The sequence below is a fragment of the Vibrio sp. 10N.247.310.24 genome, assembly GCF_041467175.1.
GTDB classification, from domain to species: domain Bacteria; phylum Pseudomonadota; class Gammaproteobacteria; order Enterobacterales; family Vibrionaceae; genus Vibrio; species Vibrio tasmaniensis_A.
Genome location: NZ_JBFSUD010000085.1, coordinates 1 through 18,608, shown reverse-complemented (window position 1 = coordinate 18,608; position 18,608 = coordinate 1). Strand labels below are relative to the sequence as shown.

The window sequence follows — 18,608 nt, the reverse complement described above, 5'->3', positions numbered from 1 at the left end:
TTATCGCCCAAACTGGTTAAATTTTAACAGTGACAACTACCCTGCCAGATAGGGCTTCTGGTAAGCTGCCAAATGCACAATTGCCGTCTTTCCTAATAGCTTCAAACATGGAATCAAATAACTTCAATTCTTGATATTCGATTTGATTGCGACAAATACGATTTACCATATTCATATCGGCACAGCTTTGGAGTTGAAAGAGAGCTTTGATATCAGCTTTGTTCATTGCTCGGGTAAAATTTGCCGTATCGAACGTTAATCCAACAAGTAAAGCCGTTGCTACGCGCTCTGGAATAGGCAGATCGTAATGATTAAAGTACTCAACCATAATGGAAGCTGTTGCGCCATAGTTAGGTCGAATATCTGAAAACCAAACGAAACTGGGTGCTATAACCTGATGATGATCGATCACACCAACTTCTATACCAGGTAAATCAGTAACGTTTTTTTCACCAATACAGCCATCCACAACAATGATTTTATCATTGGGTTTTAGATCTAATCGGTGTGACTTAACAATGGGAATATCAAGCCACCCAATCAAATTATGTAAAGAAACACGGTCAATAAAGCCTTGATAGGTAATGAGGGGTTTAAAGCCCTTCTTCCTAAGTAAATAAGCGAGAGCAAAAGCGGAGCCTACCGCATCATGATCAGGAAAGTCATGAGCTTGAATGATGATTCGTTCACAGTCCTTTAGGCGTTCCAGAAAATCGTCAAATGAGAAAATAGACATACTTCACCTTAACCTTTGAGCTTTTCTATTGTATTGAGAACAGTTTCAGTACCACTATCCAATTGACTAACCATCTCATCTCCATATTGAATTCCAATAAAAACGCCGATAGCGATTAAGAGAAGAGCAATAATTTTTAACATAAAAACACCACCATCTATAAATAAAGCGAATCAATTGAGCTCTATAAGTAAGAACAACACCCTCCTAAGCCTCTCAAATAGAAGCTAATTAAGAAACACTCCTCCCAAATTAACTAAAACTTGCTCACATTTAACAAAACAAACATTGACTTATATCTCATTGCGATTGATGCGCTATTGAGTGATATTCAACTAGATTATATGGTCTTGAGCTCATCTGACACTACGGCCATACGGAAGACTTATCTAATGACACGGAATAGAATTGTCACAGGTATGCTATTTGCGCTAGCACCAACTCTTAGTTTTGCTAACGCTGACAATCAATTTGAATTTTCACACTCTAAACAGGGAACTGTATGTTCATCTAATCCTGATATTTGGCAACTTGGCGGAGAGCTGCAAGTTGATGCTCCTATTTCGCTGAATGGCAAGGTCATCACTCGCAGCGGGCAAAAAAAAGCAAGCAATAATGTTGACCTATTTGCAGGAAAAGAGTCCTCTACCGAACAACAATACATGACGAGTTCTATCGGATGTATACAATCTGACGACCCAATGTCATTGGTTGGTGCTGTCGCATCTTTATACGAAGTACAACACACCACATTGAGCAGCTCAGACATCCCACCACCAGTTCGAGAGCCTGATCTGCCCAAAGCGCCAGAAATCGTCAAAGATCAATTTGAAACCAAAACTCAATTTGATCAACGCGTCGAAAAATTGCGAATAGAACGACAAAAACAGATAGCCGCTATACAACTTAAATACCGTCAACAAGTAGAAGCTCGAAATGCCAAAATTCGAGTCCTACAAGAAGGGGCAGACTCTCGAAAGGGCAACTTGGGCGTGCAAAAAACTCGACTCGTTGCTAAGGCTTTTAGAGATGTAATGGGTAAGCCGGTCGTCACAACAAAGAGTTATGATGCTGAAAACCAGCAAATGCACCTGTTGTTTAAAGCGTCAAATCAAAACTATCAGCGAGACATTATTCTAAATGTACCTCTTGAGCAGGCGCGTGATGTCTTCAGCAATATCGATAACCTTGACCTCGCACTCACCTACTCTTATGACGAGAATCAACTAGAGCTCGTAAATATAAAAGGCAACTACAATGACGTAATGTTCTCAGGAGATGTGGCTAAAAGTAATTATCAGCCCGAAGCTCTGAGTGTGGTTCTTAACAGTGGCCCAAGCAGTGCCGCGACTCCAGGGCTAGAGATGCAAAACCCTAACTTAATCGATGCGTTTGAAGTCGATTCACGCCTCTCGGCAACGGACAACACCGCCTCTGATGAATTGAAGCAACTACTTAATGGCTTTGTGCCTGTGGAAAGTAATTCATCCAACTGGTTCTTCAACCTATCTATAGAAGATTACGCAAATTCAGATCAAGTAGCCTTTGCGCGCAGCAGTGGTGAAGTCATGTCTGACGTCGCGACAAAAGTTCTGGGTGTTCCAGAAAGGCACGTCTACGAGCTCATTGACCGTGACGCAACCAGTGGTGCGATTAAAGATAAGTTACGTTTAATGTTAGACAACGTCGATGAAGGCGATACGGTTTACTTCTACTACAGTGGACACGGTATCCCTGCGATTCCCGATAATGATCCTTACATTCTCCCGCAAGATAAGATCCCTGACTACATAACTGATGATGAGTTCTTCAAACTCGATAACCTCTACAAAACACTGTCTAGCAGCAAAGCAGGCAAGATAGTCGTTATGGTTGACAGTTGTTTCAGTGGAGCGACTGATGGTGTATCGGTCATCAAAGGGGTTGCCGCCTCCAGACTGGCACCGAAAACAGTCAGTATCGATCCTGAGCGTATGGTCGTGATCACCGCGGGACGCGATAAAGAGTATTCCAATATGTACCAAGAAAAAGGTCATCGCCTGTTTAGTTACTACCTCATGAAATCAATGATCGAGGGAAACAAAGATGTGAATACGCTTTATCAAGATGTTTATGACAAAGTGAAATCTGCCTCTTTTGAGATGGGGGATTTAAAACGTCAACATCCAACAATTACCGGTAACCAGACTATGTCACTTTAAGAGCGTGTCTCTTTTAAGATCGTACCACTTTTAAAACTATTTCAATTTACAACATATTTGAAACATTGATTAAGGCTTATATCCATGTTTAAGAAAACACTTTTAGCAACATCCGCTCTTCTAATCTCATCAACAGCCTTCGCTGCAGATGTAGAAAACTCGAATCTAGATATCGCTTTCCAAGGAGCTCATTTCCAAGGTGCTGGTAATCAAGTCACCATGCTGCGAGTTCCAGTAACCAACAAAGATACGGGACAAACCCAGTTCTTTGACATGAGCGCTCAATTTGCAGCCGACAAAAACGGTAATCTTGTGTTCAAAAACATGAGTTCTGTAAAATCCGTAGCTTTTGCAAGTGCGAATCAACTGATATCAGGGCATTACTCTGATAGTAGGGGCCGTAGTTGGTATATCGATGGGCCATCTATTGGGGCTGACGGGCGACAAATATGGAGTATCCAAACTCAAAACGGCTATTCACACAGCTCTTCTGCTGGAGGGCAAGTAATGAGTGGTCCTTTAAAAAATAATGAGCTAGCAGCCAATGCCGATGGTTTTAAAGAGGTTCTAAAAAATGCTTCCGCGCTTAATTATGGTGTTGTATCTGGTGATGATTTAATTAGTGCAGCTCAATCAGGGAAAATGATTTCACTAGTAAGGTACAGCTCTAAAGGAGAACCAAATGCTAGTTGGAGCCTTCGTTCTGCGCCAGAACCACAACCGGAAGACTAATGAAAATACTAGCGCTAATCATCTCCCTGTCGAGTGCTTGTGCTTTCGCTTCCCCGTCTTGGTACGGGGAGGTGCCATCAGACTCAACCTTGAGCTATGGGTTCGGCAAAGGCAACACTTATCAACAAGCCAAAGACGCGGCTTATCATGATCTGGCTAAAAGTGTTGAAAACCGAATAGTCAGTAAGACCACCAGTACTAAAACCTTCGAAAATGGCGAGTTGAAAAAATCTGCGGCTTCTCATAAAGAGTCCATATCCAATGTGGTTTTCCGAAACAACGTCACCATTATCAACAGTGAAAAATCGCAAAACCAGTTTTATGTTCAAGTTCAATATGACCCCGAGTCATTTGCACAAAAGCTCTCTACTTGGTTAAAGAAATCACAATGTCACAGTGAATTACACCCATACTGGTCAACAACGACCATGCTAAAAAACTGGGTGGAACAACACCAATGTCTGCCGGATATAGATATCGAGCGGTTTGCTGGAGGCTGGATGCTTTCCAACAGTAGTGGCCAGTTAATACTACCGGAAGCAAAGTATAACCACCTATTTTTCAACTATTCAGATGAAAGTATAAAGATTCACTCATCCAAGCGACGACTCAATGCTGGCGACCATTACTTTATTCAACTCAACTCAAACCAAGCGGGTTATCTCTCTTTGTTTCAAGTTTATGAAGATGGCAGTACAGGCGTGTTAGTTGAAAACCATCAAGTTACAGATGGCGACTCTATCGAGTTTCCAGATAGAAACAAGTATGACGGCATCGAAGCACTGCTAAACAATGGACAAGAGACCTACGATACCAACATAGCATTGCTCTGCCCTACAAAAATTGACACCTCTCGATTTGAGCGATTGGATGAATCGCGTTTATCAACAGACACCCCAGGGTTTGGATTGATCCTGAACTATTTCGAGCACTGTGATTTTGTCATGGAACGACTCTCGATAGAGAATGGTTAATCCCTCGGTCAAGGAACAGATATGAAGAAAATAATTTGCCAGCTATCCCCTTTAGCAATACTGCTCTCTAGTGGATGGGCATCTGCAGATACGCTGCAGCAAGCGTGTGAACTTTCAATTACCGAACAAAGTTGCCCTAGCGTCGAACATTTTGTCAATCAACCTTTTGAAGCGAAAGATGAGTTTGAAAAATACAAACTCTGCAGTGAAGCCCAATTTGATCTTTACAAAGTGCAAAAAAACTGCGAATTCGATCAATATGTGGCACAAGCTCAACAAGAGTTTGATAAGTTTAAAATCAAAGTTTCAGAATCTTGGGATAATCCTACCTTTAGCGACCAATTTAAGTGGGTCAGCTACAGCCCCTCTCTACAAATAAAGCGTGAAGTTAACTTCGAGAAAAATACGATTCAAGTCACCACTATTGCAGGTGAAACAACCTCAATAGAAGAACTCAAAGAAGAGATCGTGCGCACGTCTCAGCTGACCATAGGCGAAGCCCAACAAGCCGATGCTTATACCTCTGAACTGATTGAAGCAACAAATGTTGAGAAACTCAGTGACAAGACATTCTTACCCGTTTCCGAAACACCAAAGGTTCAGGCTCAAGAGTTAGACAAGGCTCTTGAAACTGTGGCCGTGACCAAAGCCAAAGACAGTAAAGGCAATACCGTTCTCAAAGCCGTTATTTCTTTTCCGCCAAGTTGGCTTAATCGTAAAGAACAACGCTTTTTTGATACCGTTGAAGTTTACGCAGAAAAATACAAACTTGAGCCTGAATTTATACTGTCTATCATCAAAACAGAAAGCGCTTTCGATCCTACAGCAACCTCACATGTTCCTGCCTTTGGCCTGATGCAAATTGTCCCAAGTTCCGCAGGATTAGATGCGACAAACTTCCTATTTGGTGAACAACAGTTACTGAATAAAGAATACTTATTCGACCCCGAAAAAAACATTGAGGTCGGTACCGCTTATTTGCACTTACTGCGCTCTCGCTACTTCAAAGGCGTTACCAATGAAGAGAGCTTAAAGTACTGCATAACAGCGGCTTACAACGGAGGCATGGGGCCAATCTATCATATTTTCGGTGGCAAACGCTCAGTTGCAATCAAGAATATTAACCAGCTTGAACCACAACAAGTATTCCAAACTATCCAACGAAAGCATTCTGCTGCGGAAACTCGTAACTACTTGAAAAAAGTAAGTAAAGCAGAAGTTAATTACGAAAAGAATATGATTTAAGGATAAAACATGAAAAAGACTCTAATTATCGCTGCAATTACTACATTGTCATTTCAAGCAGCCGCTAACTCCGAATTTCCTAGTTGGCGCATGAACCCACAATTTGATTTGCCTGAAGGCTTAATCGCAGGCGTTGCTTGTGTTGAAAGTATGGGAGACATGACGCTTGATATGGACATCGCTTCAATGGAGGCGAGAGCATCGCTAGCCGCATCTCTCGAAGCCATGGTGCAAAAAGAGCTCGATACAAATCGAACCTCGGAGAAAAAGAAGATTGTAACAGCCGATCGTAAAGACAATGTTGTGACTACAACCGTAACCGCTAAATCGACCACAAAACAACTAACCAACCAACTAATGAAGTTTACCTGGGTAACAGAAAGCGTTTCTGTAGAAAAAGATGTCGAAGAATATTTATGTACCCGTGTGGTTGCACGAGCACCTCAAGTTGTTGCTGAATAAGGTTTTATCATGTCAGAACAAGCTCTACCTTCATCTGTTGATAAAACAGCACCAGAAGAAGACGTGTCTTTAACTCAACAAGCTCCCAATGAAGATCAAAAAGATTTTCTTGAAATAATGAGAGAGAAGACACCAAACTCTATCCTTGCCATCATTGCGCTGATCATCGCAGGAGGTCAGTTCAACGATGCTATTGATATGGGAAGCAAAGGTTGGGACCTCTTAATTTCTAACTTTTCAGATGCTCCATCTAACGAGCGCCTTTCTAAAGTCTATATTCGCGCTTCCAGTGGCATTTTAGAAGAGACATTTGGATCTCCGGTTTATACCAAGATGTCGAATGGTGAGGTACAGATAAAATACTACAAAGACAGTAAGTTTATTCTTTCTGCAATAACATCCAACGACACAATAGATGCTTTTCTCATTTTCCCTAAACCGGGGTTTGTCGCTGATGTGAACTACCACGCAGGCAGCGCCACTTATTTGGAAACCAACTTCGTTAACTCAACAACAGAACATGCTGCCATATCCAATATTGCGCGTTCAGGGAATTATTACATTGAAGAAGCAGAAGGTGGTCGCTATGAACTGTTATACAGCTCTGTCGGTGGTTACAGCGAATACCTATCCCCTCTCTCTGCGCAACAACTCAAGTTACTCGCTGATTTTAATGACAAATTGATGATGGAAGAGAATACAAAAGATTCTCTAACTAAACTACGTAGTGAAATCAGGCCAAACTTTTATGGGTATACGACGGTCGATTTAGAATCACTCGCCCCTGCAATTCTTACCAAACTTGAATATGAATTGATCACTGATTAACAGCAGCGTTGGTCATTGATAATCGGTATCCAGTAATGTGTATATCTGATTCGGTTAGCTCTACGTACATTGATGAACTCATTGAGTTTGCTAAAACTGAGCAAGTCTTAAAAATCAGCTATACATAGAGAAAAAAAGAGCTCCTCATAGTGTAGGAGCTCTTCTCATTTCGGTAACTAGGGATTTAAGCAGGCTAGCGAACCAGCAACCTAACGACCTGAATAATACATACAGATTCGAACACCATCGAACTCACGAATCTCAAATGGGATCTCGTAGATCGACTCCATCACTGACTTTTCAACCACTTCAGAGACCTTGCCCGACTTAACTACTTGGCCCCTCTTCATCGCGACAATGTTATCTGAGTAACAAGAAGCAAAGTTGATGTCGTGAATCACAATAACCACCGCCTTATTAAACTCATGCGCTAGGCGACGTAGCGTCTGCATGATTTCAACCGAGTGTTTAATATCTAGGTTGTTTAGTGGCTCATCCAAGAACACATAATCCGTATCTTGTGCCACAACCATCGCGATGAACGCCATTTGACGTTGACCACCACTCAGCTCATCAAGGTATTTGTTTTGAATATCGGTAATACCAAGGTGCTCTAACGCCGTATCGACGATCTTATGATCTTCGTCTTTCAAGCGGCCTTGAGAATGTGGGAAACGCCCAAAACAGACCAGCTCACGAATCGTAAATCGCATATTGATGTTGTTTGATTGCCTTAACACAGCAAGGTGCTTCGCAAGCTCTTTGGTATCCCATTCAGCCAGTAATTTATCGCCAATAACGACCTCGCCCGCATCACTTTCGGTTAAGCGACTCGCCATAGAAAGCAGCGTACTTTTACCCGCACCATTTGGGCCAATGATAGAAGTCACTTCCCCTTTCGGGAACATGGCACTGGCATCATCCACCACAAGTGTCTTGCCATACTTCTTACTCAAACCTGTTAATTTAATCACTACTTATTACCTTTACTGAATTCTGGTGCGTAACAACAAGAACATAAAATACAAACCGCCGACCAAGTTAATGATCACGCTCACAGTGGTTTCAAACGCCATTACTTTTTCAATGAACCATTGGCCTGAAACCAATAGAACGACCGCTAACAAACTGCTCGCGATGATAAGCACACGATGTTGATAAGATTTGAATATCTGACGAGCTAAGCTCACGGTGATTAAACCAAAGAACAACACAGGGCCAACCAAAGCAGTCGATACCGCGACCATCACTGACACAATCACCAAAGTAATCTGAGTCAGTCGCTTGGTGTTCACACCCAAGCTTGTTGCGTTATCAATACCAAGCCAAAGCACATCAAGCTTGGGAGCCAACAACCACAGGCCAAGCAAGCTCAAACCCAGTGGAATAAGGCTGAGGTAAACCAGTTCACCTTTCACGTTATTGAAGCTCGCGAACATCACATTTTGCAGCACGGCAAACTCGTTCGGGTCAATCAACATCGCAAGGAAGTTAGCCAAGCTTGAGAATACGCTGCCGCACACAATACCAATCAATAACAGCGTAAATACGTTATTTCGCTTGCTCTTGAAGTAAAAATGGAACAGCGCAAACGAGAACAAGATCATCACAGTCACAGACAATGAAAAGTTTGCGATTGAATCAATCACCCAGAAACTGGTACTGCCAAACACAAACAGAAGCACCGTTTGAACCAGCATATACAGACTGTCAAAGCCCAAGATGGATGGGGTTAGAATTCGATTATTAGTGATGGTTTGGAAAACCAATGACGATGCAGAAATCGCCACCGCAGCCAACACAATCGACAGCAGTTTGGGTAGTCGCAAAGACAAGAAGAACTCGTAGTTATCCCACGTAAGTCCCTGCCCCACAAATACTGCCGCCATACCCAAAGACGCGATAGCCAGAATCGCAATTTTTACTGAATCACGCATTCGACTTGTCTCTCATGATCAGGTAGATAAAAATCAAGCCGCCAAAGACACTGATTACCATTGAAATTGGAATCTCGTAAGGGAAGATAACGACTCGAGCCAACAAGTCGCAGGCCAATACCAAGATCACGCCCCAGTAGGCTGTCCAAGGCAGAATTTTCTTCATGTTATCGCCCATCATCAACGACACGATATTCGGCACGATAAGGCCAAGAAATGGGATAACACCAACGATCATCACCACTGAAGAGGCGCAGATAGCAACCAATGCAACACCAATGAAGACGATCTTCTGATAATTGAGGCCAATGTTTTTTGCGAAGCTTTCACCAATACTTGCCGCACTGAACTGACTCGCAAAGTAATAAGCCAACACACATGCAGGAACCGCGAGGTAAAGGATTTCATAGCTGCCTTGCAATACACTCGCAAAGTTCGCCATCGTCCAAGCCGACATGGTTTGTACTAAATCGTATTTGTAAGCGATAAAGGTTGTTAGAGATGAGACAACGTTGCCATACATGATGCCAATCAAAGGTACCAACACCGCATTCTTGAACTTCAAGTGTTGTAGAAAGCGGACCAATAGCATAGTGCCTAACACCGCAAACGCAAAGATAAAGCCTAAGTAGCTCCATTGAGCGGCATTACCCAGCACCAGAATACCGACGATGTACCCCAACATGGCGCAATCAATCGTGCCCATCGTAGAAGGTGCAGCAAACTTATTCTGAACAATCTGTTGCATTATCAAGCCAGCAACACTCAAGCCGGCACCGGCAAGCACAATCGCGAACAGTCGAGGGATCCGACTAACAACATAAATAGAGTTGGCGTGTTGGTTGCCATTGAAAAAATCGCTAAAACTGATCTCAGCGACTCCAATCATTAATGACGCAACGCATAACACAACAAGAAATACAGCAGCTGCAATGGGTTTCAACATAGAAGTAATACTAAAGGTAGGATCGGGGAGACCGTATAAAAAAGTGAAAAAGGGCTTATAAGAACACTCTTATAAGCCCGAGAATCTGATGACTAGTAACTATTGAATCGTACGTTCAATGTCGCCAAGCATTCTGTGAATCGCTGTTACGCCGCCACCTACCAGATACCAAGCACTTGAATCAAGGTAAACGATGTTGCCTTGCTGCGCTGCAGGTGTTGCTGCAACCAGTGGGTTGTCAAACAGCTGTTGTGCGCGCCCTTCTGACTTACCGATCGCTTTTTCGCGGTCAAGCACGTAAAGCACTTCAGGTTTTGCGTCAGCAATATATTCAAACGAGATTAGATTGCCGTGATTCCCTTTAATCGGAGCTACTGTCGCACTCTTTGACTCCACAAAGCCAAAGTCATCAAAGATGATTGAGAAGCGACTGCCCTTATTGAACATCGCAATGTTGTTGCCGTTGTTCATTAGCATCATTGCTGACGTTTCGTCAGACGCGACTTTGTCGTTAACCGCCGTGATAGAAGCTTGAGTCTCTTTAATGAGCGCTTCTACTTTAGCTTGCTTACCAAAGAGCTTGCCTAGCGCGCGCCAGTTTTGCTGAGCATCAGCCCAGTATTTGTCACCTTCAATAGAGAACATGATGGTCGGAGCTATTTTTGCTAGTTGATCGTAAACCTTAAGCATACGGTTTTCGGCAATGATGATGTCAGGCTTCAGCATGTAGATAGCTTCAAAATCAGGTTCACTCAATGAGCCCGTATTTGCCGTCGTATCTTTGTACGAAGCTAGATAGTCAGGCATTAGGCTGTGAGGCGCGCCAACTGGCTGTATACCAATCTGATCAAGCACATCCAAGCTACCAAAGCCAAGTACTACAACGCGCTGTGGTACTTCGGTAAACTGCACCGTGCCCTTTACGTGTTCAATAGTGATTGTTTCCGCTTGAGCGGTCATTATCAATGATGATGCAAGAGCGATAGCAAGCCCACCCAATAACTGGCGAACTGAATTGATTGTTTTCTTCATGTGTCTTCCTTTGCCATGGATACAAACCACCACTCATGACAATAAAAGTCACATTACTCATAGATGAGCATGGGGCGTACACAACGGCTAAATAACGATAATTTAAAGTCTGTCATTGCTTTGACAACAAACTTGTAACGCAAGTGAGAACTATTATCAATTATATTTGCGTTAAATTAGCGACACAACAACTTTATTATTCAGAAATGTAAAAGTGAGTATTCATGTTTTGCGTAGTCGGGAGAGATATTAGGAATCAAAAATAGCAAAAAGCGCGAAGAGGAAAATGATCATCAATCTGAAGAAAAAACTGATGGGGAAAAGTGCCCGAAAGCCCTGTAATTACAACCCTAAGCCCCAGAGTCATGGATTGTAATTTACAATATAAAGGCTACGTATAACAGAGACTTAACTACCACTAAGCTAATAACTCAATTGAAACCACCAATGACAAAGAATACGAAGCGGTGCAAAGCCAAACATCACTCAGGCATCATGGTAAGCCCCCTGACCTTCGCTCATTTAACCTTCAGTAAGCGATGACAAATCACTCAAAAATATTTTTGAATTTAGTTTAAAATAGGGTTGCAAATTAAAAAAACTAGGCGTAAAGTTCGCCACCTGGCTCTAATCTATAGAGCTGTTAATGCTAAAGTAAGTCCAAGTTCCACATAGACAGTTCTCGATTCCTCGTTACACCATCTCTGCGTCAGCTTTCACCTAGATAGTCATTCAATAGCTTTTAAATCAGATCCCACTACCGTTCTATTCGTCATTTGCTTTCTTTTTAGCGAATTCAAAATAGATCGACTTATTAAATATAAATGTAATAAACACAAGGCACAGTTATGTCACGCAGAACAACAAGACAAACCCATTGGTACCAACTATCACGCGAAAAAACAGTCAATAAACTAAAAGGTAATAAATGCTCAAGATTAAAATAGACTTACACAAAGAAGAGATTTCATGGGTCACCGAGATTCGACAGCTCAATAGCGATATACTCCACCGCCACATATTGCCCAAGCTACAACATCATAGTTATCTCATCGACTTTGAATTTAATGAACGAGAAAGCATCGGAACTATCGTTTCAGGCAACGGAAACACCCTAGGACATTTCACACTCCTATAGCATTTCCCATAGGCTACAGAAAGAAACACCGTCTAGTCCCAAAGATGTAAAAGATGTCACCCTCAATTCGCTCTAGCAGAACAAAATAGAGTAGAAGTAAAACAGATCAGAAACCTAGCCCTTTTTGCATTTCACACGCGGCTAACGCTAGCTAGGTTATCGTGCTTCTATTGAAACCAACTTATATCAAACTCTGAATCACCAATGAGTCATTATCAGTGCATTCATGGACTAATAAGTTAACGGCATCGACCTTAACTTTTGATCAAGAGTATATAAGTGTTCTGCAGCTTGCATGTGTTGAGGGTAGTCACTGAACTTCTCACGATTTTCCTCATTCATCTTACATGTCTCATCCACCAGCATTAACTTCCAATACAGCTTTGTCGTATGCAGCATCGCCAGTAAAGGTTTGAACACCTCTTTCTCATAAGCTTGAATCAACTCTTCAATCAATTCGTCACGCTCGTTTTCACTTGCGATTGAACCATTGGTTGCCGACAACACTTTTTGATACTTCAGGTTTTGTTGCAGCTTATCCATCACCGTTTGGTTTTCTTCCGCTAACTCAACAAGCTTCGACTTAATAATGTTCACCCAATTCTCTTGGCTCAGTACTGTGTCATCAACACTGTTAAAGTCTTCTCGTATCTGTCGTTCAACACCTTTTTGAGCTTTCTTTAAAACCGCACGCACCTTTTGAAAAGGCAGCTGATATTCCTTACTTAGATCGATAATCAGTTTATGAAAACCACCATTTGGAAGGTGTAAGTTTTCCTTAAACGTCGCCATTGCAGCTTCTTGCTGATCGGTAAGGTGAGTCATTCTGTTTCCTATTCTTTATCACTTATAGTGCTGAGCCCGCGATCATACCACTATATAACCTCGTTTTTTCGGTAACTTGATAGGTTATATCTAGGTGCGTACTTAAATTCTCTCAATACGTTATCTTTTGGTTACTTATTAATCCATATGGCGTTAAATGGTAAAACTGATCATCGATTAAAATCCATACTACACCTGTTCCAACAAAACAGACTTCTAACTTATACAGGTACTTAAATGAAAAAGATTGCACTTAAGATTGAGACTGCGCAAGTCGGATGCTCACCAAGCTCGCGACCATGATGGCTAAATAGAAACTGCCGATAATGGACTCCATGAACACAAAGAATTGAGCAATAGGCAAAGCCGGTGATATGTCGCCATAGCCAACCGTGGTCAAGGTGATAAAGCTAAAGTACATCGCATTGAACAAGTTGGTAAGCCAGATTTGCTCTTCTAACCCGTTAAATGCATTAGGGAAGATTTCTAAAATCAACAAGTAGATAGTCGACCAAGCGAACCCTAACAACAAGTAAATACAGATAGAACCAATAATGTGATTGGGCGTCACCGTCTTTGCTTTCATTACCTGTTTGAGAGCGGAATAAATATGTGAGAACAGAAACACCGCCAATGCCGTTAACGTCACTATCGAAAGGTTATAGTCCTCCAAAAACGAGAATACCCCCGACACCGTAGCGGTTATCAATAGCAGACCATACCAAGAGCGATACAAGGCTCGCTCTTTATGTATTCCCACTATCGAAACAGCCAAAGTAATAATGATCAAAAACAGAATGGTCTTTTGACCTTGCGGATAAAACTGCTGCATCACCGCGCAACCAAAAAACAACACCAACAGTGCATAGAATAAGAAGTAGAAGTTGTCGTCTTTAGAGACTGGCTTCATCTATTTTTCCTCTGCCTCTGCTGGTTTTTTCTCAGTTTCTTCTTGGTTTTTCTCTTCAAGTCCAAGCCATGCCATCATCAGCTCATAGCTTAAACTCAGTATAACTGCACCAACAAACAGACCAACGATTCCTGACATCGCCATTCCGCCCAATGCACCCAGTAGAATAACCAACATTGGGATATGAGAGCCGCGGCTCAATAGCATCGGTTTCAAAATAGCGTCACTGCCACTGACCAAAATACACCACACTAAGAACAGGCTCGCCGCTAGCGTCGATTCAACACTGAACATGTAAATAATTGCAGGCAATAAAGCAAGAATCGGCGGAAGTTGGATAATAGCAATGAGCAGAACAGCTAATGCCCAAAACGCAGCCGCAGGAACGCCAGCAATCACTAAACCAATTGCTGACATAATGGATTGAATCACAGCAACACCTATCACACCCTGCACGACACTACGTACCGTTGATTTAGATAACTGTACCAACTCTTCACCTTTACCATCGGTTAGGCGAGCCACTAAGTGAGTGACCCCTGTTTGGCACTTATCGGCGTTACTCATAAATGCGCCAGCAATGATGGTAGAAATAATAAACTGAATAAACCCACCGCCGAGAGAGCCTAAAACAGAAGCAGCTTTCGTCGCAAACTGTTTCAGTTCGTCAGCATACTTTATGAACGTGCCTTCAATATTATTGGAGGCAGCTACTAAGGTTGAATATACCTTCTCCCCAATGAACGGAATATCTTGTAAAGACTCTTTCGGTTTAGGTAATGACAATGTGCCATCTTGAAGCCCTGTCATCAGATCAGAAGCGCTGGTGTAGATACCAGAGGAAAGCGCCGCCAAAGGAATAAACAGAAGAATCACACCAATAAAGCTAAGCAATGCACTGGCTTTTCCTTTCGACATTCCCGTCTTATTTGAAATCGCGACAGCAACTGGATAGAGCGCAGTCGCAATGATCGCCCCCCAAATAACCAATAGAATGAATGGGCGTAAAATCACAAAACACCAGTAGACGAGCATAGCAATCGCTGCAATTTTGATGGCAGCGTCTATCGCCTGTTTTGAAAAATCGTCGGTTAACTTCATGAGACGTCCTTGTTAGACAAAATTAATGCTGATTTTGTAGAAACTTCCAATTCCGAGTTTCTAGGAATAAAGAGGCCAAAATCATATATATGCCAATTAGCAATAATTGGAATATGCGAATAAAAGTGTTGCTATCGATATCGCCGGAGCTCATCAATGTGCTACCGACAAGTACTAGCAAGGTACTAAATGCAGTGGCGAAAATCGGTGCTTTTTCGGGAACCGTGTAGATCTTCTTAGCAATCACAATAGCGACCAAGCCTATGAATAAAGAGTAGAAGATAATATTCGGAACAATCGAAAGGATTGAAAAAGCAGCTATCGCAAGCAAGCCACCAATGCCATTGCTGATCACCAGAAATGCACTTAATTTGACTGATTTTTCTGAAGTGATCATTAACGATAACAACGCAATAAACATCATGGTTAACAATGCTTCAGATATCTGAAAAATAAAGAAAAAGCACACAACGGGATAAGAGATAATCATCGCACGGAAAGCCGCATACCAGCGCTCTGTCTTATTGAAAGGTACCGACGCAAAGCCAGAGAACTCCGACTTAGGTTCAGGGAAGAAGACATGAACCAGCGCAAAAATAGTCACCGACACTACACCAGAAGTCGCTAAACCTGATGCCAACAATACAGAGACTCCGGGGTTATCAATCGCCATAAAAGGCAGCATCAAGACAGCAATCAACAATATGGTGGCGAAAAGGTTCCATTTAGGGTCTACAAACAAGTAGTAACCCCAAAGCATCATTAGCCCCACTAAAATCAGCAATGGGATCGGGTAATGGGTAATTCCTCGCGACAGCAATAAACCTAACCCCATGGTGACAACAACAGCCAATAACAATTCGTAGACCGTTTCCTTATGGAGGTTTGGTTTATCAATTAAGAACTTAGCAGTGAACACTGGCGCCACAAACGCAAGTGGCCAGTTTATCCATGCCGCCAAGAAAACAGCCAACGTGACCCCTACGGTAAATCGCAGGATCCGTTGCTGTGTTTGTTGGTCAGGAATCGGCTTATCGGACATAAGACAATACGCTAATCAGACGAATCCATACTTTGCCTATCGCGTTGAACACAAAGTTGTCGCCGCTATAAACAATCACATCCGCTTGGCCGCCCACTCGAAGCATGCCTTGCATCTCATCTCGTTCAAATTCGATAGTGATAGGAAGCATCTGTGTTTGACGCAACCAACCCGTTTGTTGGCTAGCTTGAGCAAGCTTACCTGCTTGATCATTTTGTCCCCAATCAACACCCCAATCGATGCTACTCACTCGCCCTTTCACGATTTGTCCTGGAGCGAAATCCAATGCCACTTCCACTTCATCACCGACGGTTACGTTACCAAGGCTATTTTCACGATAATAAGCTTCAATCCAGATATCTTCCGTCGAAACAAAAGTCATGATCGGTTGACCTGCTGATGCGTAAAAACCCTCAGAAAGGCTAAAGTTAGAAACGCCACCTTGTGTCGGTGCTGTAATCACGGTGCGCTCTAGGTTCAACTGTGCCTGTTCAAGTGCTAACAACGCCGCTTTCACTTGGCTGTTTTCCTGACCTTCTTTACCCATTTGTTTCTTAGCACGGTCAAGGTCAGCTTCTGCATTGACAACCGCCGCTCGAGACGTTGCTAATGCGGCTCTCGCTTTATCTGCATCTGATTTAGAAACCACACCTTTATCAGCCATCTCTAAAACACGCTTGGCTTGTAGCTTGGTGTTTTGTCTTTCAACAATCGCTGAAGTGAGTTTCGCTTGCGCTGAAGCAATACTCGCGGTTTGAGCACCGACATTTTGGCCTGCAATCTCTAAATTTTGCTCGGCTTGTTGTACTGCAATTTTGTAATCAGACTCATCTAAAATAGCTAACTTGTCACCTTGATTAACCAGTTGGTTTGGTTGAACCAGTATATCGAGCACTTTACCCGACACCTCAGGCTTGATTGGAACGATATAACCTTTTACACGAGCATTATCAGTAATAGGGATGATGCGGTCTGAAATGACACTGAAGAGCAACATGAATGCAACAAACAACAATAGGTAGTTTGTGACCTTTCTTACTTTGTCTTTTCCGTTTTCTTGCTGGCCAACTTCTTCATTGGCTTCTTGCTTATTCCCTTTGGCTTCTGACATGGGGCTCCCTTCTAGATAACTAACATCAACAAAATTAATACTTTAAAAATAAACCCAGCAATGGAAAACTCAAGTAAATAGGGTTAGATTTAGTAAACAAAACGTTGCAAATGATATGCACGTCTAATAATGCAACAATATATACAGGATTGTATTCTCATGACCTCTAGTCACTACCAAGTCCCAGTAATTCAGACGAACTACGCTAAAATTCTGGTTCAGGTTTTTTCTGACTATGGTCTTGATTTACATATGTTGCTTAAAGATTCCGGTTTACCACCTGACCTTATCGAATCAGAAAGTGATTTTGTGCCATCGGAATCCATTAAGCGTTTGATTTACCTCACATCGGCGCAACTTGGCGTATCTCGGTTCACCGATATTCTAGGACTCGCATTTCGACGTCGAATCATCCCAAATGTCTTGCATCAATTCACCGAATTTAAAACCATTGGTGATTCGCTGAAACACCTAAATTCAATCTTTGCCTACGACTCTCCAGGCAGCAAAGTCGAGCTTATTCAAGAACACGGCCAAAGTTGGTTTTGCCGAACTGCACCCGAAGACAATTCCCCTACGTTTCAATGGGGAGAAGCTTTTGCAATTACATATATCATTGAGTTAATAACCATTTTATCCAAATCCCCATGGTTGCCTAGTAAGGTGCGTCTGCAAGGACATGACATCGATGTCGTCAAAACACTGGTGCCAAGTAGCTGCCAATTGTTTGTTGAACAGTCGTCGACGGCTGTGCTGATCCCTGAAGAAATCTTACAACTCCCAATTCGCCTAACCTCTAAAGAACTCAGTGCTAAACCGACGCTTATTGAGTGGCACACCAGCTTTACCGATAGCGTTTATGAGCTACTCAAGCCCTACATGAAAGAACAAGATCTCTCACTTGAAGAAGCGGCTGAACTGCTCAATTTTTCTGTGCGAACGTTTCAACGCAAACTCAAAAATGAAAATACGACCTATCGAAAAATCAAAGAAAACCTAATGTTTTCAGTCGCATGTGAGCTGATGGAAGAAGGACACACGCTGACCTACATCTCTAGCCAACTCGGCTACACCAACATCTCTCACTTTTCTCGGGCGTTTAAGCGTGTGTCTGGTCTTACGCCGAAGATTTACCAACGTTCAATTTTGGACTAAGTGTAGTTTTGGACTAAGTACAACCTGGCCTCCCTCTCAGTTCCATTTGTAAGAGTGTCGCTAGATCTATCGCGCCCCAAAGCTCCTCTACGTCTTGTACCCTAAAATAAATAATCATACTTACTCCTCTTTAAGTCGAAGTACCATCTTGGATCAATCTCGACAGAGATACTTACCAGGCTCTTCTCCGCTTAGATGAGTCTATAAATTAACAATAAAATCAATAAAGCATT

18 protein-coding genes and 1 pseudogene are annotated in these 18,608 nt (G+C 42.4%); 8 read left to right on the top strand and 11 right to left on the bottom strand.

Features of this window, described 5'->3' with window-relative positions:
- Nucleotides 1–55 precede the first annotated feature (55 nt).
- Nucleotides 56–736 (bottom strand): annotated as a pseudogene (locus tag AB6E08_RS19560) (DHH family phosphoesterase); the annotation flags it as partial.
- An 8-nt stretch (nucleotides 737–744) separates the two neighbouring features.
- Entirely contained in the window at nucleotides 745–879 is a 135-nt protein-coding gene (locus AB6E08_RS19555; protein ID WP_017101536.1) for a hypothetical protein, read from the bottom strand.
- 249 nt (nucleotides 880–1,128) lie between these two features.
- Between AB6E08_RS19555 and AB6E08_RS19550 the strand changes: the two genes are divergently transcribed.
- The 6 genes from AB6E08_RS19550 (at nucleotide 1,129) to AB6E08_RS19525 (ending at nucleotide 7,178) form a co-directional block, all read left to right on the top strand.
- On the top strand, nucleotides 1,129–2,937 hold the full coding sequence (locus tag AB6E08_RS19550; RefSeq protein WP_241810869.1) for a caspase family protein: 1,809 nt from the start codon (nucleotides 1,129–1,131) through the stop codon (nucleotides 2,935–2,937).
- An 84-nt stretch (nucleotides 2,938–3,021) separates the two neighbouring features.
- Nucleotides 3,022–3,669, top strand: a complete 648-nt coding sequence (locus AB6E08_RS19545) for a hypothetical protein (RefSeq protein WP_017102535.1) — start codon at nucleotides 3,022–3,024, stop codon at nucleotides 3,667–3,669.
- Nucleotides 3,669–4,643 carry an LPP20 family lipoprotein gene (locus tag AB6E08_RS19540; RefSeq protein ID WP_372065596.1) on the top strand — a complete coding sequence of 325 codons (975 nt, stop codon included), beginning with the start codon at nucleotides 3,669–3,671 and terminating at the stop codon, nucleotides 4,641–4,643. Before AB6E08_RS19545 ends, AB6E08_RS19540 begins: the two co-directional genes overlap by 1 nt.
- 21 nt (nucleotides 4,644–4,664) lie before the next feature.
- Nucleotides 4,665–5,888: a murein transglycosylase domain-containing protein gene (locus tag AB6E08_RS19535; protein WP_372065599.1), complete on the top strand. Its 1,224-nt coding sequence runs from the start codon at nucleotides 4,665–4,667 to the stop codon at nucleotides 5,886–5,888.
- 9 nt (nucleotides 5,889–5,897) lie between these two features.
- The gene (locus AB6E08_RS19530; RefSeq protein ID WP_017101531.1) at nucleotides 5,898–6,350 is read left to right on the top strand and encodes a hypothetical protein; all 453 of its coding nucleotides are present in this window, start codon (nucleotides 5,898–5,900) and stop codon (nucleotides 6,348–6,350) included.
- Nucleotides 6,351–6,359: 9 nt separating this feature from the next.
- On the top strand, nucleotides 6,360–7,178 hold the full coding sequence (locus tag AB6E08_RS19525) for an ETEC_3214 domain-containing protein (protein ID WP_017101530.1): 819 nt from the start codon (nucleotides 6,360–6,362) through the stop codon (nucleotides 7,176–7,178).
- Nucleotides 7,179–7,387: 209 nt separating this feature from the next.
- Here AB6E08_RS19525 and AB6E08_RS19520 read toward each other — a convergent pair whose 3' ends face one another.
- The 4 genes from AB6E08_RS19520 to AB6E08_RS19505 form a co-directional block, all read right to left on the bottom strand.
- Complete coding sequence (locus AB6E08_RS19520) at nucleotides 7,388–8,152, bottom strand: ABC transporter ATP-binding protein (RefSeq protein ID WP_102518562.1); 765 nt, start codon at nucleotides 8,150–8,152, stop codon at nucleotides 7,388–7,390.
- Between the two features lie 12 nt (nucleotides 8,153–8,164).
- Nucleotides 8,165–9,115: an iron chelate uptake ABC transporter family permease subunit gene (locus AB6E08_RS19515; protein ID WP_009844853.1), complete on the bottom strand. Its 951-nt coding sequence runs from the start codon at nucleotides 9,113–9,115 to the stop codon at nucleotides 8,165–8,167.
- Nucleotides 9,108–10,061 (bottom strand): ABC transporter permease, encoded by a 954-nt coding sequence (locus tag AB6E08_RS19510; RefSeq protein ID WP_371707288.1) that lies wholly within the window; start codon nucleotides 10,059–10,061, stop codon nucleotides 9,108–9,110. Before AB6E08_RS19510 ends, AB6E08_RS19515 begins: the two co-directional genes overlap by 8 nt.
- Before the next feature lie 99 nt (nucleotides 10,062–10,160).
- Nucleotides 10,161–11,093, bottom strand: coding sequence for a siderophore ABC transporter substrate-binding protein (locus AB6E08_RS19505; protein WP_029223728.1), 933 nt, complete (start codon nucleotides 11,091–11,093; stop codon nucleotides 10,161–10,163).
- Between the two features lie 928 nt (nucleotides 11,094–12,021).
- On the opposite strand from AB6E08_RS19505, the gene AB6E08_RS19500 reads away from it, so the two are divergent.
- The gene (locus tag AB6E08_RS19500; RefSeq protein ID WP_004731601.1) at nucleotides 12,022–12,231 is read left to right on the top strand and encodes a hypothetical protein; all 210 of its coding nucleotides are present in this window, start codon (nucleotides 12,022–12,024) and stop codon (nucleotides 12,229–12,231) included.
- Between the two features lie 231 nt (nucleotides 12,232–12,462).
- On the opposite strand, the gene AB6E08_RS19495 is transcribed toward AB6E08_RS19500, so the two are convergent.
- The 5 genes from AB6E08_RS19495 to AB6E08_RS19475 all read right to left on the bottom strand — a co-directional run bounded on the left by AB6E08_RS19495 (nucleotide 12,463) and on the right by AB6E08_RS19475 (nucleotide 17,220).
- Nucleotides 12,463–13,056: a hypothetical protein gene (locus AB6E08_RS19495; RefSeq protein WP_017102526.1), complete on the bottom strand. Its 594-nt coding sequence runs from the start codon at nucleotides 13,054–13,056 to the stop codon at nucleotides 12,463–12,465.
- A gap of 253 nt (nucleotides 13,057–13,309) precedes the next feature.
- A complete protein-coding gene (locus AB6E08_RS19490) occupies nucleotides 13,310–13,966 on the bottom strand; it encodes a potassium channel family protein (RefSeq protein ID WP_017096360.1) in 657 nt (218 codons plus the stop codon).
- Nucleotides 13,967–15,067, bottom strand: coding sequence for an AI-2E family transporter (locus tag AB6E08_RS19485; protein WP_371996081.1), 1,101 nt, complete (start codon nucleotides 15,065–15,067; stop codon nucleotides 13,967–13,969).
- Nucleotides 15,068–15,089: 22 nt separating this feature from the next.
- Nucleotides 15,090–16,109: a DUF2955 domain-containing protein gene (locus AB6E08_RS19480; RefSeq protein WP_371694543.1), complete on the bottom strand. Its 1,020-nt coding sequence runs from the start codon at nucleotides 16,107–16,109 to the stop codon at nucleotides 15,090–15,092.
- On the bottom strand, nucleotides 16,099–17,220 hold the full coding sequence (locus AB6E08_RS19475) for an HlyD family secretion protein (RefSeq protein ID WP_102257597.1): 1,122 nt from the start codon (nucleotides 17,218–17,220) through the stop codon (nucleotides 16,099–16,101). The genes AB6E08_RS19480 and AB6E08_RS19475 overlap by 11 nt, the downstream gene beginning before the upstream one ends.
- A 159-nt stretch (nucleotides 17,221–17,379) precedes the next feature.
- Between AB6E08_RS19475 and AB6E08_RS19470 the strand changes: the two genes are divergently transcribed.
- Complete coding sequence (locus AB6E08_RS19470; RefSeq protein ID WP_017102522.1) at nucleotides 17,380–18,375, top strand: AraC family transcriptional regulator; 996 nt, start codon at nucleotides 17,380–17,382, stop codon at nucleotides 18,373–18,375.
- Nucleotides 18,376–18,608 lie beyond the last annotated feature (233 nt).